The sequence below is a fragment of the Mesorhizobium sp. M0991 genome (assembly GCF_040318915.1).
Lineage (GTDB): Bacteria > Pseudomonadota > Alphaproteobacteria > Rhizobiales > Rhizobiaceae > Mesorhizobium.
Map to the genome: position 1 here is coordinate 112,996 of NZ_JAMYNE010000003.1, position 23,491 is coordinate 136,486.

Annotated in this window: 24 protein-coding genes and 2 tRNA genes; 13 read left to right on the forward strand and 13 right to left on the reverse strand. The window is 62.3% G+C overall.

Features of this window, described 5'->3' with window-relative positions; all coding sequences use genetic code 11:
- Positions 1-6: 6 nt before the first annotated feature.
- The 3 genes from NKH70_RS06285 to purM form a co-directional block, all read right to left on the reverse strand.
- Positions 7-708 carry a class I SAM-dependent methyltransferase gene (locus tag NKH70_RS06285; protein WP_352911379.1) on the reverse strand — a complete coding sequence of 234 codons (702 nt, stop codon included), beginning with the start codon at positions 706-708 and terminating at the stop codon, positions 7-9.
- Between the two features lie 166 nt (positions 709-874).
- Entirely contained in the window at positions 875-1,582 is a 708-nt protein-coding gene (purN, locus tag NKH70_RS06290; RefSeq protein ID WP_352911376.1) for a phosphoribosylglycinamide formyltransferase, read from the reverse strand.
- Positions 1,579-2,643, reverse strand: coding sequence for a phosphoribosylformylglycinamidine cyclo-ligase (purM, locus tag NKH70_RS06295; protein WP_353024971.1), 1,065 nt, complete (start codon positions 2,641-2,643; stop codon positions 1,579-1,581). The genes purN and purM overlap by 4 nt, the downstream gene beginning before the upstream one ends.
- Before the next feature lie 65 nt (positions 2,644-2,708).
- On the opposite strand from purM, the gene NKH70_RS06300 reads away from it, so the two are divergent.
- Positions 2,709-3,215 (forward strand): hypothetical protein, encoded by a 507-nt coding sequence (locus tag NKH70_RS06300; RefSeq protein WP_352911374.1) that lies wholly within the window; start codon positions 2,709-2,711, stop codon positions 3,213-3,215.
- An 83-nt stretch (positions 3,216-3,298) separates the two neighbouring features.
- Here NKH70_RS06300 and NKH70_RS06305 read toward each other — a convergent pair whose 3' ends face one another.
- A complete protein-coding gene (locus tag NKH70_RS06305; protein ID WP_353024973.1) occupies positions 3,299-4,057 on the reverse strand; it encodes a hypothetical protein in 759 nt (252 codons plus the stop codon).
- A 75-nt stretch (positions 4,058-4,132) separates the two neighbouring features.
- On the opposite strand from NKH70_RS06305, the gene NKH70_RS06310 reads away from it, so the two are divergent.
- From NKH70_RS06310 to hdaA, 3 genes are read left to right on the forward strand one after another with little or no spacing between them, the layout of a single operon-like run.
- Complete coding sequence (locus tag NKH70_RS06310; protein WP_352911370.1) at positions 4,133-4,690, forward strand: CDP-alcohol phosphatidyltransferase family protein; 558 nt, start codon at positions 4,133-4,135, stop codon at positions 4,688-4,690.
- Positions 4,662-5,903 (forward strand): AI-2E family transporter, encoded by a 1,242-nt coding sequence (locus NKH70_RS06315; protein WP_353024974.1) that lies wholly within the window; start codon positions 4,662-4,664, stop codon positions 5,901-5,903. Before NKH70_RS06310 ends, NKH70_RS06315 begins: the two co-directional genes overlap by 29 nt.
- Positions 5,904-5,908: 5 nt before the next feature.
- Positions 5,909-6,610, forward strand: a complete 702-nt coding sequence (hdaA, locus tag NKH70_RS06320; protein ID WP_254820322.1) for a DnaA regulatory inactivator HdaA — start codon at positions 5,909-5,911, stop codon at positions 6,608-6,610.
- Positions 6,611-6,997: 387 nt separating this feature from the next.
- Here the strand turns inward: hdaA and NKH70_RS06325 are convergent, their stop codons facing one another.
- The gene (locus NKH70_RS06325; RefSeq protein WP_353024976.1) at positions 6,998-8,026 is read right to left on the reverse strand and encodes a GlxA family transcriptional regulator; all 1,029 of its coding nucleotides are present in this window, start codon (positions 8,024-8,026) and stop codon (positions 6,998-7,000) included.
- 129 nt (positions 8,027-8,155) lie between these two features.
- On the opposite strand from NKH70_RS06325, the gene NKH70_RS06330 reads away from it, so the two are divergent.
- Positions 8,156-8,983: an alpha/beta fold hydrolase gene (locus tag NKH70_RS06330; protein WP_352911363.1), complete on the forward strand. Its 828-nt coding sequence runs from the start codon at positions 8,156-8,158 to the stop codon at positions 8,981-8,983.
- A 123-nt stretch (positions 8,984-9,106) separates the two neighbouring features.
- Here the strand turns inward: NKH70_RS06330 and NKH70_RS06335 are convergent.
- Positions 9,107-9,183 (reverse strand) — tRNA-Pro (locus NKH70_RS06335).
- Positions 9,184-9,343: 160 nt separating this feature from the next.
- On the opposite strand from NKH70_RS06335, the gene NKH70_RS06340 reads away from it, so the two are divergent.
- The 3 genes from NKH70_RS06340 to NKH70_RS06350 all read left to right on the forward strand — a co-directional run bounded on the left by NKH70_RS06340 (position 9,344) and on the right by NKH70_RS06350 (position 11,054).
- Complete coding sequence (locus NKH70_RS06340) at positions 9,344-9,649, forward strand: ETC complex I subunit (protein ID WP_023677641.1); 306 nt, start codon at positions 9,344-9,346, stop codon at positions 9,647-9,649.
- Positions 9,650-9,699: 50 nt separating this feature from the next.
- Positions 9,700-9,776, forward strand: a tRNA-Arg gene (locus NKH70_RS06345).
- A gap of 57 nt (positions 9,777-9,833) precedes the next feature.
- Positions 9,834-11,054, forward strand: coding sequence for an anion transporter (locus NKH70_RS06350; protein ID WP_352911360.1), 1,221 nt, complete (start codon positions 9,834-9,836; stop codon positions 11,052-11,054).
- A 107-nt stretch (positions 11,055-11,161) separates the two neighbouring features.
- Here NKH70_RS06350 and NKH70_RS06355 read toward each other — a convergent pair whose 3' ends face one another.
- From NKH70_RS06355 to NKH70_RS06370, 4 genes are all read right to left on the reverse strand, one after another.
- Positions 11,162-11,476 (reverse strand): cupredoxin domain-containing protein, encoded by a 315-nt coding sequence (locus NKH70_RS06355; protein ID WP_352911357.1) that lies wholly within the window; start codon positions 11,474-11,476, stop codon positions 11,162-11,164.
- 11 nt (positions 11,477-11,487) lie between these two features.
- A complete protein-coding gene (locus NKH70_RS06360) occupies positions 11,488-12,012 on the reverse strand; it encodes a DUF4142 domain-containing protein (RefSeq protein WP_352911354.1) in 525 nt (174 codons plus the stop codon).
- Between the two features lie 104 nt (positions 12,013-12,116).
- A complete protein-coding gene (locus tag NKH70_RS06365) occupies positions 12,117-12,788 on the reverse strand; it encodes an RNA polymerase sigma factor (protein WP_352911351.1) in 672 nt (223 codons plus the stop codon).
- Positions 12,789-13,041: 253 nt separating this feature from the next.
- Positions 13,042-14,211 (reverse strand): cystathionine beta-lyase, encoded by a 1,170-nt coding sequence (locus NKH70_RS06370; protein ID WP_352911348.1) that lies wholly within the window; start codon positions 14,209-14,211, stop codon positions 13,042-13,044.
- A 427-nt stretch (positions 14,212-14,638) separates the two neighbouring features.
- Between NKH70_RS06370 and NKH70_RS06375 the strand changes: the two genes are divergently transcribed.
- From NKH70_RS06375 to NKH70_RS06390, 4 genes are all read left to right on the forward strand, one after another.
- A complete protein-coding gene (locus NKH70_RS06375) occupies positions 14,639-15,667 on the forward strand; it encodes an amino acid ABC transporter substrate-binding protein (protein WP_352911345.1) in 1,029 nt (342 codons plus the stop codon).
- Positions 15,668-15,730: 63 nt separating this feature from the next.
- Positions 15,731-16,918, forward strand: a complete 1,188-nt coding sequence (locus tag NKH70_RS06380; RefSeq protein WP_352911342.1) for an amino acid ABC transporter permease — start codon at positions 15,731-15,733, stop codon at positions 16,916-16,918.
- A 4-nt stretch (positions 16,919-16,922) separates the two neighbouring features.
- A complete protein-coding gene (locus tag NKH70_RS06385) occupies positions 16,923-18,080 on the forward strand; it encodes an amino acid ABC transporter permease (protein ID WP_352911339.1) in 1,158 nt (385 codons plus the stop codon).
- A 69-nt stretch (positions 18,081-18,149) separates the two neighbouring features.
- Entirely contained in the window at positions 18,150-18,899 is a 750-nt protein-coding gene (locus NKH70_RS06390; RefSeq protein WP_031194215.1) for an amino acid ABC transporter ATP-binding protein, read from the forward strand.
- Positions 18,900-19,016: 117 nt separating this feature from the next.
- Here the strand turns inward: NKH70_RS06390 and NKH70_RS06395 are convergent, their stop codons facing one another.
- The 3 genes from NKH70_RS06395 to NKH70_RS06405 are packed head-to-tail and all read right to left on the reverse strand — an operon-like array spanning position 19,017 to position 21,179.
- Positions 19,017-19,457 (reverse strand): YqaA family protein, encoded by a 441-nt coding sequence (locus tag NKH70_RS06395; protein ID WP_353024978.1) that lies wholly within the window; start codon positions 19,455-19,457, stop codon positions 19,017-19,019.
- A gap of 13 nt (positions 19,458-19,470) precedes the next feature.
- Positions 19,471-20,979, reverse strand: coding sequence for a multicopper oxidase family protein (locus NKH70_RS06400; RefSeq protein ID WP_352911334.1), 1,509 nt, complete (start codon positions 20,977-20,979; stop codon positions 19,471-19,473).
- A gap of 47 nt (positions 20,980-21,026) precedes the next feature.
- Positions 21,027-21,179, reverse strand: coding sequence for a hypothetical protein (locus NKH70_RS06405; protein WP_352911333.1), 153 nt, complete (start codon positions 21,177-21,179; stop codon positions 21,027-21,029).
- A gap of 376 nt (positions 21,180-21,555) precedes the next feature.
- On the opposite strand from NKH70_RS06405, the gene NKH70_RS06410 reads away from it, so the two are divergent.
- The gene (locus NKH70_RS06410; protein ID WP_353024979.1) at positions 21,556-23,472 is read left to right on the forward strand and encodes a multicopper oxidase domain-containing protein; all 1,917 of its coding nucleotides are present in this window, start codon (positions 21,556-21,558) and stop codon (positions 23,470-23,472) included.
- Positions 23,473-23,491 lie beyond the last annotated feature (19 nt).

Here is a 23,491-nt window from a genome sequence, read left to right on the forward strand (position 1 = left end):
CGTCATCTATGAGCTGCCCTTCCGGGCGCGCACGAAAATGAACGCCGGGAGGCGGCAAAGTCGATCATGTCCCTTTGGGTCCTTCAGCCTCAGTTCCTCACTTGGCGTCGGCTCGCACATCCGCTCAATGACAAATCCGGCATCCGCAAGAGGATCAGTCAGATCGCGCAGCGGCCTTCGATAGTAGAGCATTTTCTCGCCGAGCCATCCCCATTCCTCCTCGATCAGTTCGGCATTCAAATATCCAGGATCGAGAATGCTGACGTGATCGTGAACTGGGTGATGCGTCGAAAATACCAGCGTGCCAGTTGGTCGAAGCAGCCGCGCATATTCAGAAAAGACGGCTGGTAGGTCCGCCAGGTAGTGGAGGACGAGCGAAGATAGCACGAGGTCAAAAGTCTCGTCGCCGAGGGTACCTCGCAGATTGCTCACGTCGCCCTTGATCACGCGGGCGCGACCTGCGACGCGCTTCTGCGCGAGAGCAACCATTGCGGCGCTGCGGTCTACAGCGACCACGCGAGCACCGTGGCACGTCAGCCAATCGGCGTACCAGCCGTGACCGCAACCGGCGTCAAGAACATCGATATTGTCGACCGATGGCAGGAGCTGCAAGGTCGTCGGGCGCTCGTAGAGAGCATTCCAGGGCCGGTCATCGATCATCGCCGAGTAACGCCCTGCGATGGTGTCATAGTCTGTCGTTTCGGGCACGGACGTCATACCTCGTTGTACCCGAAATCAATATCACTGGCGTCTGCCTTTGGCACATCGCATCCTTGCGCTGCGCTGCCGAAAAATCTGGGTCGAGACAGCAGACTCTCGCAGCCCACCGCACGGCTAATTTGTGGGGCTCACGACCCAGCCGATTAAAAAGCAATCACGGCGTGATCCGCGCCAGGTGCTCGAGATCGGTCTCTTCGCGCAGCGGGTCGGGCGCGATCACCACCGACGTGGCGTTGTCGGCATCGTCGGCGAAGCGCGAAAACACCGTGCGGCCGCCTTCCATCCGCGCCTTGCCTTCGGCGACCAGCCCCAGCGCCAGCGGATAGAGCTGGTGCTCGGCCTTGAGCACGCGCGCGGCCAGCGTATCCTCATTGTCGCCGACCATCACCGGCACGGCGGCCTGGGCGATGATCGGCCCATCATCCATGTCGAGCGTGACGAAATGCACCGTGCAGCCATGGATGCGCATGCCCGCGCGGATGGCTCGCGCGTGCGTATCCAGCCCCTTGAAGGCAGGCAGCAGGGCAGGGTGGATATTGATCATGCGGCCCTGCCATTTCTCGACGAAACGCGCGCCGAGGATGCGCATATAGCCGGCCAGCGCGATGATCTCGGCGCCGAAAGAGACAAGGGCCGCGTCGATCGCCCCGTCATGCGCTTCCTTGCTGGCATGGTCCGAGCGCGAAATCACCCTGGTGGCGATGCCGCGAGCCGCGGCGATGCCGAGACCGGCGGCATTGGCGCGATCGGAGATGACGCCGACGATCTCGGCCGGATAGGCCGGGTTGCTCGCCGCCGCAATCAGCGCCGTCATGTTGGAGCCGCGCCCAGAGATCAGTACGACCGTCCGTTTCTTGCTCATAGGCCGATCGAGCCCCGATAGATGACGCCGGCATCGCGGCGCGGCACGATCTGGCCGATCGGCGTCACCGTCTCGCCGGCTTCCTGTAGCACGGCAGCGACCTGAGCCGCCTGGCCCGAGGCGACGACCAGGATCATGCCGATACCGCAATTGAAGGTGCGCATCATCTCTTCCGGCGCGACGCCGCCGGTCTTGGCCAGCCACGAAAACACCGGCGGCACCTCGATGGCGCCGAGATCGAGCTCGGCCGAAAAATCCTTGGGCAGAACGCGCGGGATGTTTTCGGGAAAGCCGCCGCCAGTGATATGGGCCAGCGCCTTGATGCCATGCGTGTTGCGGATCGCCTTGAGGATCGACTTGACGTAGATGCGCGTCGGCTCGAGCAGCGCCTCGGCCAGCGTCGCCTCGTCATTGAACGGCGCCGGATCGCCCCAGCCAAGGCCGCTTACCGCGACGATGCGGCGGACCAGCGAAAAGCCGTTCGAATGCAGGCCCGACGAGGCAAGGCCGAGCAGCACATCGCCCTCGACGATGTCGTCGGTCGGCAGCAGCTGGCCGCGTTCGGCGGCGCCGACGGCAAAGCCGGCAAGGTCGTAATCCTTGTCGTGATACATGCCGGGCATTTCCGCCGTCTCGCCACCGATCAGCGCGCAGCCGGCCTGCCGGCAGCCGGCAGCGATACCGCCGACGATCGAAGCACCCTGGTCGGGATCGAGCTTGCCGGTGGCGAAATAGTCGAGGAAGAACAGCGGCTCGGCGCCTTGTACGACGATGTCGTTGACGCACATGGCGACGAGATCGATGCCGATCGTGTCGTGCTTGCCGGCATCGATGGCGATCTTCAGCTTGGTGCCGACGCCGTCATTGGCGGCGACCAGCACGGGATCGGTAAAGCCGGCTGCCTTGAGATCGAACACGCCGCCGAAGCCGCCGATTTCGCCATTGGCGCCCGGCCGGCGGGTGGCGCGCACCAGCGGCTTGATCTTCTCGACCATGAGATTGCCGGCATCGATGTCGACGCCCGCTTCGGCATAGGTGAGCCCGTTCTTGCGCTTGCTCATTTCCGGCGCCTGCTCATCTGTTGCGCTTGCCTGTCGCTGGTTTCATTCGCTTGCGGGCTCTTCGCATGAACGGTTTTGCCCCGCAAGGCAAGCGCGCGATGATGGTGTTTTTAGTTGGATACCGGCGGAACCGGGCGCGATATACTCCAACAGTAAAAAGAAATCCCCGCCAGAATTGCGGCGAGGCCACCGACGGTGGCAAGAGACCTGATTTCGCCGTCGAAGGGCAGAATTCCATACGAGAAGCCGGCGGCGACCAAAGCCGCCGCGGCAGCCCACAGACCGGGGTTTGCAACGACCGACCTCGCGAACAAGAACGCCACGACCGCAGCCGTCAGCCAAAGGGGCCAAGAGACGACCACGCCCACGGCCAGCTCAAGAGCGAAGGCCCACAGAAGATCTTGCGTCGCTATGTTGCGGTGCGGGGTTCCGAAAGATGCGAAAGCCAGCAGACTTTCTGTCAGTCCGGCCAGATAGCAAAGCGTGACTCGCCAAGCGATTGTGATTCTCTGCGCCATCGTCGTTCGGCAGTTGGGAAAATAAGCTATTGCTTTCCCGGGCTCTTCGCATGAACGGCCGCACCTCGCAAGGATGACGGCGGGATCAGACGGTCTTGGCTCGACAAAAGAGTGGACAGTCGCCCAAGCTGCCGCCCTTACGGACGCCCCTCTCGTTCCGCCAGAACCATGTCGACGCGGTCGAGTTGTGCCTTGGCGTAGCCGCTCAGCGCTATTCCGCTATTGTTCGTTCGAATCCAGTGCACAGCCTGCTTCACCCGCTCGTAGTGCCCAAGTTCGATTTCGCAGGCAATCAGCGCGAGGATCCGAACTGCGAAGGGCTGTGTGAATTCGTAAGGTTTGTCGAGCAACTCGCTATGTCCGGCGACGTAACTGGCGAGGTCCGGGTTCTGAGCCCTGATCCGTCGCGCCAGCTCGACATATTTCCCCAGCAACCTATCTATGCTCGTCTGGTCAAGGTGCTCGAAGTAACGAGCATAAGCTTTCAGCTCATTGTTAAATATCGTTTCAGGATGAAACTGCGACAGTCCGGGCCAGATCCGTTTTTTGCCGTACAGCCTTTCAAGCAACGGCCTGACGGTAAGAAAGTCCAGGTAAACGAGCATGTTCACATGAACATCGCCATAGCTCGCAGTAAAGGCCTCTTCGAGAATTAGGCTGATATCGTCGCTCCGGTCGACTTCGAAGACGCCTTTCCGGATGCGGCGAAAGCCATGTCCCGTCATGAACGTATCGAGATACTTACGCGCTTCGCCAACGGCCAAAGACAAGGTTTCACTCCCTCTTTGTTGCGCCATGGTGCCCTTGATGGTTGCCGAAGAGTCCAGCCACTGCGCCGCTTGTTCCAAAACAGCTTCGCTGCCAGTGCGCTCTCGACAAACGCGTGCACGGCCCAACTTTTGTCGCTTCTCACTTGCCGTAACCCTCCATCTCGATCATGTATCGACAAACAAGTGCGACGGGATATGCGTTTGACCATCCCCAACATGATCACGATCATGCGCTTCGTGCTGGTGCCGGCCGTGGTGCTGGCCATGCTGCAGGAACGCTGGGACTGGGCCTTTGCCGGCTTCCTCATTGCCGGCATTTCAGATGGCGTCGACGGCTTCATTGCCCGCCATTTCAATCAGTTTTCCAGGCTCGGCGCCTATCTCGACCCGATGGCCGACAAGCTGCTGCTCGTCTCGGTCTTCGTGGTCATGGGCTTCAGCGGCGAACTGCCGCTGTGGCTGGTCATCACCATGGTGTCGCGCGACGCGCTGATCGTCTGCGCCGTGCTTTTGTCCACCGTCATGGCGCATCCCGTCGAGATGAAGCCGCTCCTGGTGTCGAAGGCCAATACTGCGATCCAGATCGTGCTGGCGGCGGTGGTGCTTGGCGAACTCGCCTTTGACATCAGTCTCGATCCGCTGAGGCCGGCCCTCATATTGCTGTCCGGGGTCTTGACCGTGGCTTCGGCCGCGGCCTATCTCGTGGCTTGGCTGAGGCATATGAGCGGCTATGGCGAAGGCTCCACACCCGGCACCTGAACGCGGGGCACCTGAACACGGGGCACCTGAACACCGGGCACCTGACGAACGGTCCATCGACGCCGAGGCCGAAGCCGCGGCAGCGGAGGCTGCGGCATCGGCGTCGTTTCGCCGCCAGATCCGCTTCTGGCTGGTCAGCGCCATCATCCTCGCCGTCTTCCTCTATGTCTTCAGCGGCATCCTTCTACCCTTCGTCGCTGGCATGGTGCTCGCCTATTTCCTCGATCCCGTCGCCGACCGGCTGGAGCGTCTCGGCCTGTCCAGGCTGATGGCGACGGTGGTCATCCTCATCGCCTTCATCGTCGTCCTGGTGCTGGCCGTCGTCATCCTGGTTCCGGTGCTCGCCTCGCAGATGGCTGATTTCGCCAGTAAGCTGCCGGACTATCTGACTCGGCTGCAAGGCCTGATCACCAGCTTCGACCCGAAATGGCTGGAAGAGAAATTTGGCGTCGACGCCAACGGCCTGCGCGAAGGCTTGAACTCGCTGCTGACCTCCGGCTTCGGCCTCCTGACCACTGTCTTCACCTCGATCTGGAGCTCCGGCGTGGCGCTGGTCTCGGTCATCAGCCTGTTCGTGGTGACGCCGGTCGTCGCCTTCTACATGCTGCTCGACTGGGACCGCATGGTGACAATCGTCGACAGCTGGGTGCCGCGCGACTATGTCAAGACCGTCAGGACGATCGCCAGGGACATCAACACGGCGACCGCCGGCTTCGTGCGCGGCCAGGGCACGCTGTGCCTGGTGCTCGGCGCCATGTATGCCACCGGGCTGACGCTGACGGGACTGAATTTCGGCATCCTCATCGGCCTGTTCGCCGGGCTGATCTCCTTCATCCCCTATGTCGGCTCGCTGACGGGCCTGGTGCTGGCCGTCGGCGTCGCCTTCGTCCAGTTCTGGCCGGACTGGACCATGGTCGCGGCAGTGGCCGGCGTGTTCTTCGTCGGCCAGTTCATCGAGGGCAACATCCTGCAGCCCAGGCTAGTCGGCAAAAGCGTCGGCCTGCATCCGGTGTGGCTGATGTTTGCGCTGTTTGCCTTCGGCGCGCTGTTCGGCTTCGTCGGCCTGCTGATTGCCGTACCGGCTTCCGCCGCCGTTGCCGTTCTGGTGCGCTTCGCCATCGCGCGCTATCTCGAATCGCCGCTCTACAAGGGCCATGCCGACGAGCCGGTGCCGCCGCTGCAGGTGCGCCGCCGCGGGGGCACGCGCGGTTGAGCCAGATGCCGGACAAGATCGATCCGCCGCGTCAATTGCCGCTCGATCTAGGCCACGGCACCGGCTATTCGCGCGACGAGCTCGTCGTCTCCAGCACCAACAGCCAGGCGGCGGCGCTTGTCGACCGCTGGCCGGACTGGCCGTCGCCGGTCGTTGTGCTGGCCGGGCCGGCCGGCTCGGGGAAAACCCATCTGGCCTCGATCTGGCGGACCCGCGCCGACGCGGTGAAAGTGGAGGCAGGCCGCATCGGCGACTGCATCGAAAATCTCGGCGCGCATCCGGCCCTGATCGACGATGTCGACGCCGGCCCGGTCGACGAGCACGGTCTGTTCCACCTGATCAACGCGGTGCGCGGCGCCGGCTCGACCTTGCTGTTGACGGCGCGGCGCTTTCCATCCGCCTGGGGTGTCAGGCTGCCCGACCTGGCGTCGCGGCTCAAGGCGGCGGCGACCGTCGAGATCCACGAACCCGACGATCTTCTGCTGGCCGGCGTCATCACAAAGCTGTTCGCCGACCGCCAGGTCGAGGTCGAGCCGCATGTCGTGCAATATCTGGTGCGCCGCATCGAACGCTCGCTGGCCACCGCCATGCGGGTGGTCGAACGGCTCGACCGCACCGCGCTCGAGCGCAAGACGCCGATCACCCGCGCCCTGGCAGCCGAGACGGTCAGCGCCATGGACGAAGGGCAGGGCGAGTTCGAGATTTGACGATTCCAGTTCCGCCACTGTCCCATTTCGAGAAAAAAGGCTGGCATCTGTCTTGCAGCAAAGAGCTTGCCGGCTAATCCCGGTCCTGATTGCGTATCAAATCAGGTTAGTGGGCTCGCCGGGAGATGGGTGGTTGGGGTTCTCGCCCGGCGAGCTTGCCGTCATGCGGCAATCCCGATCGCTATCGGTCTCGCCTGGAAGCGAGGTCGGCGACGTATTTTGATTGAGAGCCGTCCCACCCGCAGACCGTGCATCGGCCGTTTTCGAAATGATGCTGGCAGTTTGGATATCCATAGAGCCAAGATGCGCATTCGGCACTGGCCATTGCACTGCTGTCGGCGAAGTATGTACTGCCGCACTCATCGCAGGTCGTGCTTGGTCGATCGGTCATTGCTCTAGCCTCGCTATCGCTTCAGCCCGATCGCCGCCTGCAACCACCGCTCGTTCCGCGCCGAAGCGCCGGCGATAATCGCCGGGCACCAGCCCGGTTATCCTGGCGAATACTTTGCGGAAGGAGCCGGGATCGTCATAGCCGACCTCCCAGGCGATCTGGTCGATCGACCGTATCGTGGTTTCCAGCATCTCGCGCGCCTTGCCGACTCGCAGGTGCTGGCAATATTCCGTCGGCCTGAGGCCAGTGGCATTGCGGAACCTGCGCAGGAAAGTCCGCTCCTCCAGCCCGGCAAGCTCGGCCATGGCGCCGAGCGTCACGTCGCGCGCGCCGTTCGCCTGAAGCCAATGCTGCACCTTGAGGATCGCTTCGTCGTCATGGGTCAGCCGCGGCGCAAACGGGCTGTAAAAACGTTGCTCGCGGCCCGGCGGGTCGACCAGCATGAAACGCGCCGTGTCCATCATGACGGCCGACCCGAGCACCCTGTCCACCAGCTTCAGCCCGAGGTCGGTCCAGGCCATGTAGCCGCCCGCGGTGATGATGTCGCCATCGTCGATGACCAGCCTGTCGGCGTCGAGCAGGATGTCTGGAAAGCGTAGCGCCAGCGCGTCGCGATAGGCCCAGTGCGTTGTCGCCGCGCGACCGGACAACAGGCCGGTCTCGGCAAGCACGAAGGCGCCGGCGCAGACCGAGCCGAGCGTCGCGCCTGCGGCATGACGGTCCCTGAGCCAGCCGGCATAGGGTGCTGCCGCCTCGCGCGGAATCGGATCACCTAGGGTCGGAGGCAAGATGACCATGGCAGGTCCATGGCGAGCACCGGACCCGCTGTCGAAGGTGCGGATGACCGTTTGGCTCGCCTCCTGCCACTGCCAATGGCTGACGCGAAGCCTCAGCGCGTCCGGCGACCGCTCGACAGCCAGCCGGTTTGCCAGCATGAAAAGATCGGTCAGGCCGAGCACGGCTGCTTCCTGCACGCCGGGATACAAGACAAGGCCGATTTCGATCAGATCACGCGCAGCCGTCATTTGTCAGTTTTGCCACGTTGAATGTCCGTTTTGCCAATGCTCACCCTGACCGCGCTGTTATAATTTGTCCAGCTGAAGGGGCTAAAAGCTTCCGTGTTACCCCCCAACTTTCCATCAAGGAGTAGAACGATGAGCACATTCACCACCCATGACGGCACCGAGATTTTCTACAAGGATTGGGGCAAGGGCCAGCCGATCGTCTTCCATCACGGCTGGCCGCTCAGCGGCGACGATTGGGACAACCAGATGCTGTTCTTCCTCGAAAAGGGCTACCGCGTCATTGCCCATGACCGCCGCGGCCACGGCCGCTCGTCGCAGACCGCGACCGGCAACGATATGGACACCTATGCTGCTGACGTGGCGGCGCTGGCCGCGCATCTCGATCTCAGGGATGCGATCCACATCGGCCACTCGACCGGTGGCGGCGAGGTGGCGCGTTACGTCGCGCTTTATGGCGGCGGGGGGCGTGTTGCCAAGGCGGTGCTGATCGGCGCCGTGCCGCCGATCATGGTCAAGTCCGACAGCAATCCCGGCGGTCTTCCGATCGAGGTCTTCGACGGCTTTCGCGCCGCTCTGGCCGCCAATCGCGCCCAGTTCTACAGGGATGTGCCGGCCGGCCCGTTCTATGGCTTCAACCGCGACGGCGCCAAGGTTTCGCAAGGCGCCGTCGACAATTGGTGGCGCCAGGGCATGATGGGCGGAGCCAAGGCCCATTACGACTGCATCAAGGCATTCTCGGAGACCGATTTCACCGACGACCTCAAAAAGATCGAGGTTCCGGTCCTGATCATGCATGGCGACGACGACCAGATCGTGCCGATCGCCGATTCCGCGCTGCTTGCGGCCAAGCTGGTGAAGCACGGCACGCTCAAGGTCTACAAGGGCCTACCGCACGGCATGTGCACCACCCACCCGGAGATCATCAATCCGGATCTGCTGGCCTTCATCCAGGGCTGACGGCTTGCATGTCGGACGGGCAGCGCGGGCTCGTGCTGTCCGTCCGTCGCTTAAGCATGACCGACGACGGAGACACGCTCGAGCGTGATCCGCTTGCGCTGCCGACGAGATTCGCTTGATGAATGGTCGGAGTGGAGAGATTCGAACTCCCGACCCTCTGGTCCCAAACCAGATGCGCTACCAGGCTGCGCTACACTCCGAACGGTCTGTTGCCTAGTGATTTCGGCCCACCAAAGCAAGCGTAAAAAGCCATCGGCCTTGCTGCCGGCGGCATTGCGCAGTAATGACGGGCTAGTGCATGGCCAGAGAACAGTAATCTGGTGTCGGGGTCGTGTGCTTGCAACCAGCAATGAGGTGGTCATGTCAGCCCGCATTTTCAGCCCAGCCAAAACCGCGATGCAGTCCGGCAAGGCCAAGACCGGCTATTGGGTGCTGGAATTCGATCCGGAGCAGCGCAAGAAGATCGATCCGCTGATGGGCTACACCACGTCCGGCGACATGCGAAGCCAGATCAGGCTGACCTTCGACACAAGAGAAGAGGCGGTCGCCTATGCCGAGAAGGAAGGGCTGGCTTTCCGCGTCGAGGAGCCGAAGGAAATCAAGCGCCGCCAGATTTCCTATGCGGAGAATTTCCGCTATGACCGCAGGACGCCCTGGACGCATTGATCCCATACCGGCCCTGCCGGCACAATCCGCCGGTCATGCGGCCGGCCAGCGGTCCCGTAGCTCAGCTGGATAGAGCACCGGCCTTCTAAGCCGATGGTCACAGGTTCGAATCCTGTCGGGATCGCCAATATTTTAGGTCCATTCCGGACACGTTCACTCGCCAGTCGCACAGGATTTCCGAAACATGACAGCGATGGGCGCGGCGGCACTGCTGGTCCTTGTCCTGACCTATGCCGGCGTTGCCGTCGGCAGGGTACCCGGGCTGCGCCTCGACCGGGCAGGCATCGCGCTGCTCGGCGGTGCGGCGATGATCGCCATCGGCGCGCTCGACATGGAAGACGCCTACCGCGCCATCAGCTTCGACACCATCACGCTTCTGCTCGGCATGATGATCGTCGTGGCGCATCTGAAAGTGTCGGGCGCCTTTCGCGCGCTCGGCGGGTTCGCCATCGAGCATGCGCATGCGCCGTTCATGCTGCTGGTGATGGTGACGCTGTTGACCGGCGTCCTGTCGGCATTCCTCGTCAACGACGCCATCTGCCTGGTCATGGCGCCAATCGTCGTCCACGTCACCCGCGTCATCAACCGCAACCCGGTGCCCTACCTGATCGCCACGGCGACCGCATCCAATTGCGGCAGTGTCGCCACCATCACCGGCAATCCGCAGAACATGGTCATCGGCGCCCTGTCGGGGATTTCCTATCCGGCCTTCTCGGCGGCGCTTGCGCCGGTGGCCCTGTTCGGCCTCGTCGCCGTCATCGTCATCATCCGCATCGTCTACCGCGCCGAATTTTCGCGCAAGGCCGAGCTCAGCCCCGAAGTCTATCGCGGTCGCATGCTGCCGGGGCAGGTGCTCAAGGCGGTGGTCGTCTGTATCGGTTTGGCGGTCGCCTTCTTTGCCGGCGTTCCCGTTGCCAAGGCGGCGCTGATCGGCGGCGCGATTCTGTTGCTGACCCGCGCCATCAAGCCTGAGCGCATCTATCGCGAGATCGATGGGCCGCTGCTGTTCATGTTCGCCGGGCTTTTCATCGTCGTCGCCGGGGCGGAGAAGACGCTGCTTACGCCCGACATCATCGCTTCGGCAAAAGACCTTGGACTAAATGATGTCTGGCGGCTGTCCGGCTTCACCGCAGTGCTGTCCAACATCATGAGCAATGTCCCGGCCGTGCTGGCGCTGAAGCCGTTCGTGCCCGGACTGGAAAACCCCGAGCGGGCCTGGCTGGTCGTCGCCATGAGCTCGACACTGGCCGGCAATTTCACGCTGCTCGGCTCGGTCGCCAATCTGATCGTTGCCGAGCACGCGCGGGTCTCCGGCAAACCGCTGGGCTTCATCGCCTTCTTCAAGGTCGGCCTGCCATTGACGCTGGTCACGCTTCTTGTAGGGACGGCATGGCTGGCGGCCTAAAAGCGCGTCGCATTCGACCCGCCTCATGCGACGCGCTTTAGGCTCTTGTTTATGCATGTCGTTATCGCAAAACCGCTGCACACTTTTGCGCGACATGCAGTAGCCTGTCAGGGCGACGTCACCGTGAGATGGCCTTTCATGTTCGGATGGAAGCGGCAGAAATAATCGACTGATTCCACGTTCTTCACCGTCAGGCTCGCCGCCTTCTTCGGCAGGATCATCACTTCCCAGCCGCCGTTGACGGTTGCCGTGTGGGCGAACACGTCCTTGTTCACCCACCTGATTGTGTCGCCGACCTTCGCCTCGATCCTTGCCGGCGAAAACACAAGCTTGTCGATCGTCACCTCGATGGTTTCGGCCTTGGCCGGCGCGGCGCCGATGGTCAGCGCCAGCGCGACCCACAGATGCCGCCTCGACACCATTGGCCCTATCCTCACTTCAGCATGCCGGCGACGTGCTCGGCGTGCTGTTCGTGGCCCTGGAATATTTTCAGGCCGGTTTCCAGCAGGCTCTTCAGCTCGGCATTGCTGGCCGACGGGATCAGCAGCGTTTCGAGCGCGCCGTTGACCTGCTTGTGGTAGGCCACTTCGCTGGCGACATAGGCCTTGTCGAACGCCGCACCCTTGAGCTTGGCAAGCTTGGTACGTTCCTCGGCCGCCGCCTTGGTCAGCGCCTTGCTGGTCGGATTGTCCTCAGGCGTGACCTTGAGCTTCTTGACCAGGTCGAGAGCCTGTTTGTTGACCGCCTCGTGATCTTGCACCATGTCCTTGGCGAAATCCACGACCTCTTTGTTTTTCGATTTCTTCAGCGCCTGCTTGGCCGCTTCGACGTCAAGCACGCCCGCTGTGTAGGCGATATGCGCGATCTGCGGATCGGTCGGCTTGTCGGCAGCTTGCGACAAGGGCGCTGCGCTAAGCAGCAAAAATGCGGCCAGTGCCGCGGTCGGTCGAATAAACATGATGCTCTCCTTCACCCCGACGCGGAGCTGCATCGGGCTTCGTTTTCAGTGACGCTCATTGGATGCAGGTCGCCGGCAAACGTTCCCGCGAAAATCGGCGCGACCTATCCGGAAAGACCAAGCCGCTGCATCACGGCATTGGTCAGCCGTTCGCAGCGCCGGCCCGCGAACGGAAAGGCGTCGGGCAGCACCGGGCCGATCTGGTCGTCCAGCGCCTTGCGCACCAGCGCACGGGCGCGGTGCAGCCGGGTCTTGATGGTTTCTGGTCGCACGCCAAGCAGTTCGGCGGTCTCCTCGATGCTCAATCCTTCGATGACGCGCGCCACGAACACCATCCGGTAGACATCGGGAAGACTGTCGGTTGCCCGTTCGACAAGCTCAAGGATCTGCCGTTGCGCCATCGTCCGCTCCGGATCGTCGCTCGGGTTGAGGGGAAACCGGATGATTTCGGCTTGCGGGTTTTCAGGCATCGCTACCATTCGCCGCCTTTTGCGCAAGCGGCCGAGCGCTTCGTTGATCACGATACGCGACAGCCACGTGGCGAGCGAGGCATCGCCGCGAAAGGCCTCGAGATGGGCAAAGGCGCTGACATAGGCCTCCTGGACGATGTCCTCGGCCTCGCTGTCGTTCCGCACAACGCCGCGGGCGATGCGGTAGAGCCTTTGGTTGTGCGTCTTGATGATGGTGCGGAATGCATCGCCATCGCGTGCCAGCGCGCGGCCGACAAGCTGCATGTCGCCGGAAGCGGCGGGCGTTGCCGTCAACGCAGCAGGCATGGCCGATCTCCTGATAGGCTTCTCATCGCGACATTGGATGCATCGGCCGGCAAAAGGTTCCCGACCAATCCGCCGGCCAGCCTCGATCCGCATCAAGCGCCGGCAGAGGCTATTCTACCGCCTCCACCACACCGGGGTTTCTATTTTGTAGACGCCGTATCATCGGCTGGTCGGTCGCCATGACATCGCTCAGGATCGCAATTTTTCCAGGCTGTTACGCCGATTTCCTGGCTCAGCCTGGAAAGGTGCTGGCTCAGGCCTCTGCGGCAGCCGCCAGCCCGCGCGCCAGGTCGGCCTTCAAATCCTCGACATCCTCGAGCCCGATCTGCAGGCGCACCAGCGGCCCGTCATACGGGCCCTTGGCGATGGTGCGGTCGCCCAGGAATACCGGCACGGCAAGGCTCTCATAGCCGCCCCACGAATAGCCGAGGCCGAAAAACTTCAACGCGTCGAGGAAGGCGTGCTGCTGCTTCTGTCCGCCGCCTGCAAGAACGATAGAGAAGATGCCGCTCGATCCGCAAAAATCGCGCTTCCACAAAGCGTGGTCGGGATGGCTGGGCAGCCCCGGATGCAGCACCTGCGCCACGCCCGGCTGGCTCTCCAGCCAGCCGGCGAGAGCAAGCGCGCTCTTTTGATGGCGCTCCAGCCGCACGCCCATCGTGCGCAGGCCGCGCAGCACCTGGTAGACGTCGTCTGGTCCGGCGCAGCAGCCCAGCGTGTTGAAGGTCTCGCAAAGCTGATTCCAGCAGGCTGCATTGGCCGAGACCGTGCCGAGCAGCACGTCGGAATGGCCGGCAGGGTATTTCGTCGCCGCATGGATCGAGATGTCGACGCCGTGATCGAGCGGGCGGAAGTAGAGCGGCGTCGCCCAGGTGTTGTCCATCATGACGATGGCGCCGGCGGCATGTGCTGCCTTGGCGATGGCCGGTATGTCCTGCACCTCGAAAGTGTTGGAAGCCGGCGATTCGGTGAGCACCACCCTGGTGTTGGGCTTGATCAGCGCTGCGATGCCGGCGCCGATGCGCGGTTCGTAATACTCGACCTCGATGCCCAGCCGCTTCAGCATCGTGTCGGCGAAGTTGCGGGTCGGATGATAGACGGAATCGACGATCAACAGATGATCGCCGGCCGACAGGAAGGCGAGCAGCGGCAGCGTCACCGCGGCCAGGCCCGATGGCACCGCGACCGTGCCGGCGGAGCCTTCCAGCGCATCGATCGCGCTGTTCAGCGCATCGGTGGTCGGCGTGCCGCGCGTGCCGTAGGTGTATTTCTGGCTGCGTGAAGCCATCGTCGCCGCGTTGGGATAGAGCACGGTCGAGGCATGCACCACCGGCGGATTGACGAAGCCGAAATAGTCATGCGGGTTGTTGCCGGAATGGGCGAGCCGCGTGTTGATGCCCGTCTCGCTGCCGTCTTTTGCCATTGCTTTTCGTCCCATGGGTAGGTCGTTAGCCATAGTGCGGCGGCATTGGCCGCGCAACCGCACCGCACTCGCCAGGCCAAGGTCTTGAATATGCCAATTCAGCAGTGCGCCGTAGATCCTCTGGGCGGCTGCTAGGTGCGCTTGGCAAGTCACGGTCGGACTTTGCCGGCTTTATTGGCGCGCTGACCAATTTGCGAGCGCGTTTGTCTGCAATTTCAGGCATTTCAGGCGGTGGGTTTTCAAAGTCTTTCGGATTTGGTCATTTCCCTTGACCTCACAGGAATAATCGCCTTCGATGTTGTTCGTGAATGGGAGGCAGCGCGTCGGTTACGATGCGGGATTCCGGTAACGGGCCGGAATACATAGCTGCGTTCACACGGGAAAAAGTCAGGTTCGCCTGGAAAAAACAGAAAAGGGTCTGTGGGTCATGAAACACATTGCAATCGGCATTTTGGGCGCCGCCGCGTTTGGATTGGCGGCTTCGGCGGCCTCGGCGGCCACGCTCGACGATGTCAAGGCGAAGGGCTTCATCCAATGCGGCGTCTCGACCGGTCTGGCCGGCTTCTCGGCGCCGGACGACAAGGGTGAGTGGCAAGGCATCGACGCGGACTTCTGTCGCGCTGTGGCGGCCGCCGTGTTCGGCGATGGCACCAAGGTGAAGTTTACGCCGCTCAGCGCCAAGGAGCGGTTCACCGCTCTGCAGTCGGGCGAGATCGACATCCTGTCGCGCAATACCACCTGGACCATCAATCGCGACACCGCACTCGGCCTGAACTTCGTCGGCACGACTTATTATGACGGCCAGGGCTTCATGATCAACGCCAAGAAGCTTCCGGGCGTGAACTCGGCGCTGCAGCTTTCGGGCGCGGCGGTCTGCGTGCAGAGCGGCACCACGACCGAACTCAACCTTGCCGACTATTTCAAGTCGAACAAGATGGAGTACAACCCGGTCGTCTTCGAAAAGTTGGAAGAGGTCAACGCCGCCTATGACGCCGGCCGCTGCGACGTCTACACCACCGACCAGTCGGGCCTCTATGGCATCCGCCTGACGCTCGGTGCGCCGGCCGACCACGTCGTGTTGCCCGAAATCATCTCCAAGGAACCGCTTGGGCCGGCCGTACGCCAGGGCGACGACCAATGGTACCACATCGTCAAGTGGACCTATTTCGCGTTGCTCGACGCCGAGGAACTGGGCATCACCAAGGCCAATGTCGACGAGATGAAGAACTCGGATAGTCCCGAGATCAAGCGCGTGCTCGGCCAGGAAGCCGACACCAAGATCGGCACCGATCTCGGGGTCTCCAACGATTGGGTCGTCAACATCGTCAAGGCCGTCGGTAATTACGGCGAGATGTTCGAGCGCAATGTCGGCTCGGGCAGCCCGCTGAAGATCGCGCGCGGCATCAACGCGCTGTGGACCAAGGGCGGCCTGCAATACGCTCCGCCGATCCGCTGATCGAAAATGGATCCGGAAGGCAGATCGTCTGCCTTCCGGTCTCTCTTTCCAGGGGACTGTCGAATGGCATCGCAGGAAGTTCTTCGCGAGGAGCCAAGCCGCGGTTCCTTCATCAATGATCCTCGCGTCCGCGGTATATTCTTTCAGGCAGTGGTCCTCGTCCTGCTTGTAGCCGGGGTCTGGTGGGTTACCCACAACGTCCTCGTCAATCTGACGCGCTTGCACATCGCTTCCGGCTTTGGCTTCCTCAAGGGCCGCGCCGGCTTCGATATCAGCGAAAGCGCGATCGCTTATTCGTCGGATTCGACCTATTTCCGAGCCATCCTGGTTGGCTTTATCAACACCGTGATCGTTGCCGTCTTCGGCATCATCACCGCCACCATTATCGGTTTCATCGTCGGCATCGGCCGACTGTCGCGCAACTGGCTGATCAGGAAGATCTGCACTGTCTACGTCGAGGTCTTCCGCAACATCCCGCCGCTGCTGGTCATCTTCTTCTGGTATTCCGGCGTGCTTGCTGTGCTGCCGCCGCCGCGCGAGAGCATCAATTTGCCGTTCGGCTCCTTTCTCAACCAGCGCGGCTTCTATTTTCCGCGCGCTGTCTGGGGCGAAGGCTCCTGGCTGATCCTGGTCGCTCTGCTCCTCGGCATTGCCATGGCCTGGTTCGTCGCCCGCAAGGCGCGACAGCGGCAGATGGCGACGGGTCAGCCGTTCCCGGTGCTCTGGACATCCATAGCGTTGATCGTCGGCCTGCCGCTGCTGGCTTACGCGCTGAGCGGCTTTCCGCTGAGCTTCGAATTCCCGAAACAATCGACCTTCAACCTGGTCGGTGGCTTTCAGGTCAGGCCGGAGTTCCTGTCGCTCTATCTGGCGTTGTCCTGCTATACGGCCGCCTTCATCGCCGAGATCGTGCGCGCCGGCATCAGGGGCGTCAGCACGGGCCAGACCGAGGCGGCCGCGGCACTCGGGCTGCGCTCGGGATCGATCCTCAGGCTTGTCGTCGTGCCGCAGGCGATGCGCATCGTCATTCCGCCGCTGACCAGCCAGTATCTGAACCTGACCAAGAACTCTTCGCTCGCCATCGCCATCGGCTATCCGGACCTGACGGCGACTGCCGGCACTGTCTTGAACCAGACCGGGCAGGCGGTCGAAGGCGTGGTGATCATGATGGCTGTCTATCTCGCGCTCAGCCTGATCACGTCGGCGATCATGAACGTCGTCAATGCCAGGATGGCGCTGGTGGAGAGGTAGGGCCATGCAGGAACACGACATGTCCTGGGTGCGGACGGAGATGACGCTGGCGCAGCCGGCGCCGTCGAGCGAGCGTGGCCTCACCGCCTGGATCCGCAAGAACCTGATTGCCACCACGGGCGACACCATCTTGACCATCGTCGGCATCGCGCTGGTCGCTATGATCCTGCCGCAAATCATCAATTGGGCCTTCATCAACGCCCAGTGGACCGGACCGGACCGCTCGGTCTGCGCCACCGTGGCGCAAGGCGGCATCCAGCCAGATGGCTGGACCGGTGCTTGCTGGGCATTCGTCAACGCCAAGTTCGGCCAGTTCATGTTCGGCACCTATCCTGTCGAGGAGCGTTGGCGGCCGATCGTGGTGGCCATTCTGTTCGTGGCACTGCTGGTGCCTTTGCTCATACCGCGCGTACCGCGCAAAGGGCTGAACGCCATCCTTCTCTTCCTGGCGCTGCCGGTCGTCGCCTTCGTTCTGCTGGTCGGCGGCATGTTCGGCCTGCCGCATGTCGAGACGTCGCGTTGGGGTGGGCTGCTGGTGACGCTCAGCCTGTCCTTCGTCGGCATTGCCGTGTCGCTGCCGATCGGTATCGTGCTGGCGCTCGGCCGGCGCTCGAACATGCCGATCGTCAAGCTGCTGTGCGTGATCTTCATCGAGACGGTACGCGGCATCCCGCTGATTACGGTGCTGTTCTTTGCCAGCGTGATGCTGCCGCTGTTCCTGCCGGCCGGCGTCAGCTTCGACAAGTTCCTGCGCGCGCTGATCGGCGTGTCGCTGTTTGCCGCCGCCTACATGGCCGAAGTGGTGCGCGGCGGCCTGCAGGCGATCCCCAAAGGCCAGTATGAGGGCGCCGACTCGCTCGGCCTCAGCTACTGGCAGAAGATGGGTCTGGTCGTCATGCCGCAGGCGCTGAAGCTGGTCATTCCCGGCATCGTCAACACCTTCATCGGCATGTTCAAGGACACCAGCCTGGTCATCGTCATCTCGATGTTCGACCTGCTCGGCATCGTCAAACAGAACTTCTCCGACGCCAACTGGGCGACGCCGCAGACGGCCAGATCCGGCCTGGTGTTCGCGGCCTTCATCTTCTGGCTGTTCTGCTTCGGCATGTCGCGCTATTCAATGTACACGGAACGCCGTCTCGACACCGGCCACAAACGCTAAAAAGGGGACCTTGTTATGGCCATAGAAAACGCCGTCAGCGCGGAAGAGATCAAGGTCAATGCCGCTAAGATGCACATTTCCACCACCGATGTCGCCATCGACATCATTGCCATGCACAAATGGTACGGCGAATTCCATGTGCTGAAGGACATCAATCTGAAGGTGATGCGCGGCGAGCGCATCGTCATCTGCGGCCCGTCTGGCTCCGGCAAATCGACGATGATCCGCTGCATCAACCGGCTGGAGGAACACCAGAAGGGCAAGATCATAGTCGACGGCAAGGAACTGACCAACGATCTGAAGAAGATCGACGAGGTGCGCCGAGAGGTCGGCATGGTGTTCCAGCACTTCAACCTGTTCCCGCACTTGACCATCCTGGAGAATTGCACGCTGGCGCCGATCTGGGTGCGCAAGATGCCGCGGAAGCAGGCCGAGGAAATCGCCATGCATTTCCTCACGCGCGTCAAGATTCCGGAACAGGCCAACAAATATCCCGGTCAGCTTTCCGGCGGCCAGCAACAGCGCGTGGCGATCGCCCGCTCGCTGTGCATGAACCCGCGCATCATGCTGTTCGACGAGCCGACCTCGGCGCTCGACCCGGAAATGATCAAGGAAGTGCTGGAGACGATGGTCGGGCTGGCCGAGGAGGGCATGACCATGCTCTGCGTCACCCACGAGATGGGCTTTGCGCGCAAAGTCGCCAACCGGGTGATCTTCATGGACCAAGGCCAGATCGTCGAGCAGAACACGCCGGCCGAGTTCTTCGACCACCCGCGCCATGAGCGCACGAAACTGTTCCTGTCGCAGATCTTGCACTGATCCTGTACGGTTCGGGACAAGACCGGCGGACCGGGCTCTCTGTCTTGCTCGGGCCGTATTCGACGAGCGGTGATGCTCGGGAGGATCTGCCCTTTGGTCGATGGCGAACATCGGGAACTATCTTAGCAGCCACAATCCTCCTGCGACGATCACCGCATATCGTGCAGCCTTGCCCAATGCGACAAGCATCACGAATACGCCGAGATGCATGCGGGCCGCGCCTGCCGCGACGGTGAAGGCGTCCCCGACGACCGGCAGCCAGGCGAATAGGAGCAACCACGCGCCAAAGCGGCGAAAGGTCCGGCTCGCCCGCTGGTATCGTTCACGAGTGATAGGAAACCATCGCTTGAATTGCAGCGTATCGATGCCACGCCCCAGCATCCAGTTCACCACCGAGCCGAGCGTGTTGCCGATTGTGGCGATCGCAAAAAGCAGCACCGGATCGCCACGTTCGGCGGCAACCAAGCCGGCGAGCATCACTTCCGACGAGATCGGCAAGATGGTTGCGGCGAGGAATGCGCCGGTGAACAGGGCGCCATAGATTGCCAGTGCAGCCACGTCGAGCGACCGGCTATGCCTGCACGTCGATGACGCCCATCATGCCAAGCTGCTCGTGCTCCAGGATGTGGCAATGATACATCCTCCGCCCGGGGCGATCCTGGCGCAGCAAGAGCCGCACCGTCTCGCCGCGCGCCACGTTGACCGTGTCCTTCCAGGCGAGATGGGCCGGTTTCGAGACCTGCCCACCACGTTCGTGCTCGACCACCTGGAACTGCGTCCCGTGAACATGGAACGGATGGTCCATGTCGGCATTGTTGACGATTTCCCAGAGCTCGACCTGTCCTGTTTTCGACACCACGTCGATGCGGCCCATGTCGAACGCCGCGCCGTTGATCAGGAAGCCCATCTGCATATCCGTCGCGCTCATCGTCATCGTTTCGGTGAACACGAAACGCCGGCTGACGGCAGGGGTGCCAAGTTGTGCAATTGGTCGAAGCTTTTCCGGCAGCGGAGGAAACGCCTCTGCAGGTGTGTCCGAAACATTGACCGTAAGCAATGTCAGGCCTGCATCGGCGGGGCGGCCTGCGCCCATCCAGCCGCGATCGTAGTCGAGCGTGTTCAGGGTGACGGGGCCGCGCTTCTCAAACGAGACGATCAGTTCAAGGCGTTCCGCCGGGCTGAGCAGGACATCCTTGGCTGCCACCGGCGCCTCCAGCAGACCGCCATCGGTGCCGATGATCGTCATGGGTGCGCCGTCGAAGGAGAGCCGCAAAAAGCGAGCGTTAGTCGCGTTGTAGAACCGAAATCGCCGCTTTGTTCCAAACGGGACCGATAGCGCGGGATTTTTCTGTCCGTTGACCAGCACGTGATCGCCGACGCGCCCGTTCATCAAATCGACCATGGTGTTGTCCGGCATGGTGCCGTCGGCGGCAAGGCGAAGGTCTGTGAACACCAGCACAGTGTCGCCATACTCGGCCGGGATCGGGTCCGCCTTCGGCTTGACCACGAACGCGCCGGCAAGTCCGCGATAGACCTGCTCGGCCGTCTTGCCGTGTGGATGCGGATGGTACCAATACGAACCCGCGCTTCCTTCGGGCAGTTCGAAGCTGTAGGTGCGCTCCGTGCCCGTCGCAACGGGGTCCATCGGATTGCCATCCTGGTCAGCCGGAACCGGCATGCCATGCCAATGGATGGTGCTCGTCTCTTCAGGAATTCGGTTCGTGAATGCAATCTCGACACGGTCGCCTTCAGTCACCTCGATCAATGGCCCCGGGCTCATGCCATTGTACCCAAGGATTGGCGTGTCGAGCCCTTCTGCAAAGCGAACCATGGCGGGTTCAGCCGTGAGGTTTGCTCTGAACAGGCGCGGCGCATTGGCTTCATTGGCTAGCAGCGGCAACTCGCGCAACGCCTGGCCCTCAGGCAGCATGGCCGCGCTTTTTGGTGCCGCGCCCATGTCGTGACCCGCGTGACCGCCCATATCCATGCCGGGCATCTCGTCCATCTTCATCTGGGCGATGGCGCGCGGTCTGGCGAGAACCGTGGCAACGCCTGCCGCCAGAAAACTGCGTCGATCCATGTGTTGTCTCCGAGATTAAGGTCACGCGCGTCGGCACGCGGTATAACTCAGGTGGCACGCTCCGTAGCCAGATTGACATTAGCCTCGGTCACGTCATGCCAGCCGGCGACATAGGAGGCGCAGGTCATGCCCTCGGTGCCAATCTGAATCGCGGGAGCGGAAACAGGCTCGTCTGGGATTCGAGGAGTGACGGCAGTCATGGGCTTGCAACTCCAACCGGGCAGTTGCCACACGACATAAAGGTTCCCATCACGGGAAGGTCAAGAGGCAAATTTGCGATGTGCTGCCTCGGCACGGCGGCGATGATTTGAGGTGGCTCAAAAGCCCTTGACCTTCCTGTGATGGGAAGCCTCATAACGACCCCACTAGAGGAGAGCCGCAATGATAAGACTGAAAGTTCCGGAAATGAGCTGCGGGCAGGCGTCAGCAGATCAGTCGGTTACAACGAAAAATTGGCCTGCCTGAACAGAGCACGGCCGACGCGGATCATAAGCGCGCCAGCCGCGTTTGTTGCCATTAGGAGTTGTATAACAAGCCGCGTGGGCGCGTGCGGCGACAGGTCAAGGGTTCATCCTGATGCTCATCCAACCGATCGATTATTTCCTCGTCGTCTGGTTCGCGTTGGCGCTGGCTTCGACGCTTTATGTCGGCTTCGACCAATATCGCAACAATCCCGAGCCGGTGGTGATGAAATGGGGCTTCATCCTGGTTACCCTCTATATGGGTCCGCTCGGCTTGCTGCTCTACGTGCTCGCCGACAAGGAGCCCCGGCCGGGCGAGCATGAACTCTTCACCCGGCCGCTCTGGAAGCAGGGCGTCGGCTCCACCATCCACTGCGTCGCCGGAGATGCCACCGGCATCATTCTTGCCGCCGCCGTCACGGCGGCGCTCGGCCTGCCGATGTGGATCGACCTGATCGTCGAATATCTCGCCGGCTTTGCCTTCGGCCTGTTCATCTTCCAGTCGCTGTTCATGAAATCGATGATGGGCGGCACCTATTGGGAGAACGTGCGCAAGAGCTTCCTGCCCGAATTCATCTCGATGAACTTCATGATGGCCGGCATGGCGCCGGTCATGAGTTTTCTGATGATGGGCCGCGACATGCGCGCGATGGAACCGACGGAGCTTTTGTTCTGGGGTGTAATGTCGATCGGTGTCATCGCCGGCTTTGCGCTTGCCTACCCGGCCAATGTCTGGCTGGTCGCCCGGGGGCTGAAGCATGGGCTGATGACGCAGCGCGCGCAGGCAGCCGGCATCGATGGTCGAGAGCAGCCTGCCACGAGGCAACATGCGCAGATGCAGATGCAGCAGGCCGACGCCAGTGGCCGTCGCGGACAGCGCCACGATATGGCTTCCCACAAAGGCAAAGGCGGCGGCCATCACATGGAGACAGATGCCACGACGCCGCAGGTCGCTGCCCTAGGTGCCGTCTCCCTGCTGGCGCTCGCCATCGGCATGGTCGCGCCGGCGAACTGGCTGAACCTGACGCTGTCGGCACGCGACGTCGGCGGGGTGATCATGCCGCAAGGCATGATCATGGATCGCGACACGCCGGCCGATACGATGCGCGACATGGCAGCAACCGATCCGCGCCTCGTGGCCGCCTCTTATGGCCTGACGGCAAAGGGTGACCAGGACCTGCCGTTTCGGATGGAGAACGGCATCAACGTGTTCGAGCTCCGGCCTTCGGTGGTCCGCTGGCAGATCCTGCCGGACGTCGCGGTCGACGCCTATGCCTATAATGGCCAGATTCCCGGCCCGCGAATTCACATTCGCCAGGGCGACCGGGTCAGGATCAACGTCACCAACGGCCTGCCTGAGGAAACGACGGTGCATTGGCATGGCTTGATCCTGCCGAACCAGATGGATGGGCCGTCCGAGATCACGCAGGCGCCGATCGAGCCCGGCCAATCCTATTCATACGAATTCACCGCAACCCAGCACGGAACCTATTTCTACCACCCCCATGCCAAGCCGGACCGGACCCAGGCGCTCGGCCTCTACGGTGCGCTGATCATCGATCCCGCCAATCCCGCCGATGAGGTCGCGGCCGACCATGATTACGTCATCGAGCTTCAGGAGTGGCTGGTGCGGGAAGGGCTGACCTACCCGTCGATGCCGATGGAGGGCGGCATGCCGAATTTCTTCACCATCAACGGCAAGGCCTATCCCTCGACCGAGACGATCCCGATGAAGGTCGGCGAGACGCTCAAGGTGCGGTTCATCGGCACCAACAACGGCTTCATCCATCCGATGCATATCCATGGCGGGCCGTTCGAGGTCATTGCCCGCGACGGCGAGACGATCCCTGCCTCGGGTCGTTTCCTTGCCGATACGGTCAATGTCGGGCCGGGTCAGCGCTACGACGTGATCTGGAAGGCGCAGCGTCCGGGCAAATGGCTGATCCATTGCCATATCCCGCATCACACCACGAACAACAATGTCGAGGAGAAGGGCGGCGGCGGGCTGATGGTCGTGATCGATGTGACATGACCGGCGTCGCCTAGGCTCG

Coding starts and splice junctions, on each gene's coding strand:
- NKH70_RS06385 (WP_352911339.1), top strand. CDS start 16,923: ATGCAGGAACACGACATGTCCTGGGTGCGGACGGAGATGACGCTGGCG.
- NKH70_RS06355 (WP_352911357.1), bottom strand. CDS start 11,476: ATGGTGTCGAGGCGGCATCTGTGGGTCGCGCTGGCGCTGACCATCGGC.
- NKH70_RS06370 (WP_352911348.1), bottom strand. CDS start 14,211: ATGGCAAAAGACGGCAGCGAGACGGGCATCAACACGCGGCTCGCCCAT.
- NKH70_RS06315 (WP_353024974.1), top strand. CDS start 4,662: ATGGCGAAGGCTCCACACCCGGCACCTGAACGCGGGGCACCTGAACAC.
- NKH70_RS06325 (WP_353024976.1), bottom strand. CDS start 8,026: ATGACGGCTGCGCGTGATCTGATCGAAATCGGCCTTGTCTTGTATCCC.
- NKH70_RS06300 (WP_352911374.1), top strand. CDS start 2,709: ATGAACGGTTTTGCCCCGCAAGGCAAGCGCGCGATGATGGTGTTTTTA.
- NKH70_RS06340 (WP_023677641.1), top strand. CDS start 9,344: ATGTCAGCCCGCATTTTCAGCCCAGCCAAAACCGCGATGCAGTCCGGC.
- NKH70_RS06350 (WP_352911360.1), top strand. CDS start 9,834: ATGACAGCGATGGGCGCGGCGGCACTGCTGGTCCTTGTCCTGACCTAT.
- NKH70_RS06405 (WP_352911333.1), bottom strand. CDS start 21,179: ATGACTGCCGTCACTCCTCGAATCCCAGACGAGCCTGTTTCCGCTCCC.
- NKH70_RS06375 (WP_352911345.1), top strand. CDS start 14,639: ATGAAACACATTGCAATCGGCATTTTGGGCGCCGCCGCGTTTGGATTG.
- NKH70_RS06365 (WP_352911351.1), bottom strand. CDS start 12,788: ATGCCTGCTGCGTTGACGGCAACGCCCGCCGCTTCCGGCGACATGCAG.
- purM (WP_353024971.1), bottom strand. CDS start 2,643: ATGAGCAAGCGCAAGAACGGGCTCACCTATGCCGAAGCGGGCGTCGAC.
- NKH70_RS06410 (WP_353024979.1), top strand. CDS start 21,556: ATGCTCATCCAACCGATCGATTATTTCCTCGTCGTCTGGTTCGCGTTG.
- NKH70_RS06330 (WP_352911363.1), top strand. CDS start 8,156: ATGAGCACATTCACCACCCATGACGGCACCGAGATTTTCTACAAGGAT.
- NKH70_RS06390 (WP_031194215.1), top strand. CDS start 18,150: ATGCACATTTCCACCACCGATGTCGCCATCGACATCATTGCCATGCAC.
- purN (WP_352911376.1), bottom strand. CDS start 1,582: ATGAGCAAGAAACGGACGGTCGTACTGATCTCTGGGCGCGGCTCCAAC.
- hdaA (WP_254820322.1), top strand. CDS start 5,909: ATGCCGGACAAGATCGATCCGCCGCGTCAATTGCCGCTCGATCTAGGC.
- NKH70_RS06400 (WP_352911334.1), bottom strand. CDS start 20,979: ATGGATCGACGCAGTTTTCTGGCGGCAGGCGTTGCCACGGTTCTCGCC.
- NKH70_RS06380 (WP_352911342.1), top strand. CDS start 15,731: ATGGCATCGCAGGAAGTTCTTCGCGAGGAGCCAAGCCGCGGTTCCTTC.
- NKH70_RS06360 (WP_352911354.1), bottom strand. CDS start 12,012: ATGTTTATTCGACCGACCGCGGCACTGGCCGCATTTTTGCTGCTTAGC.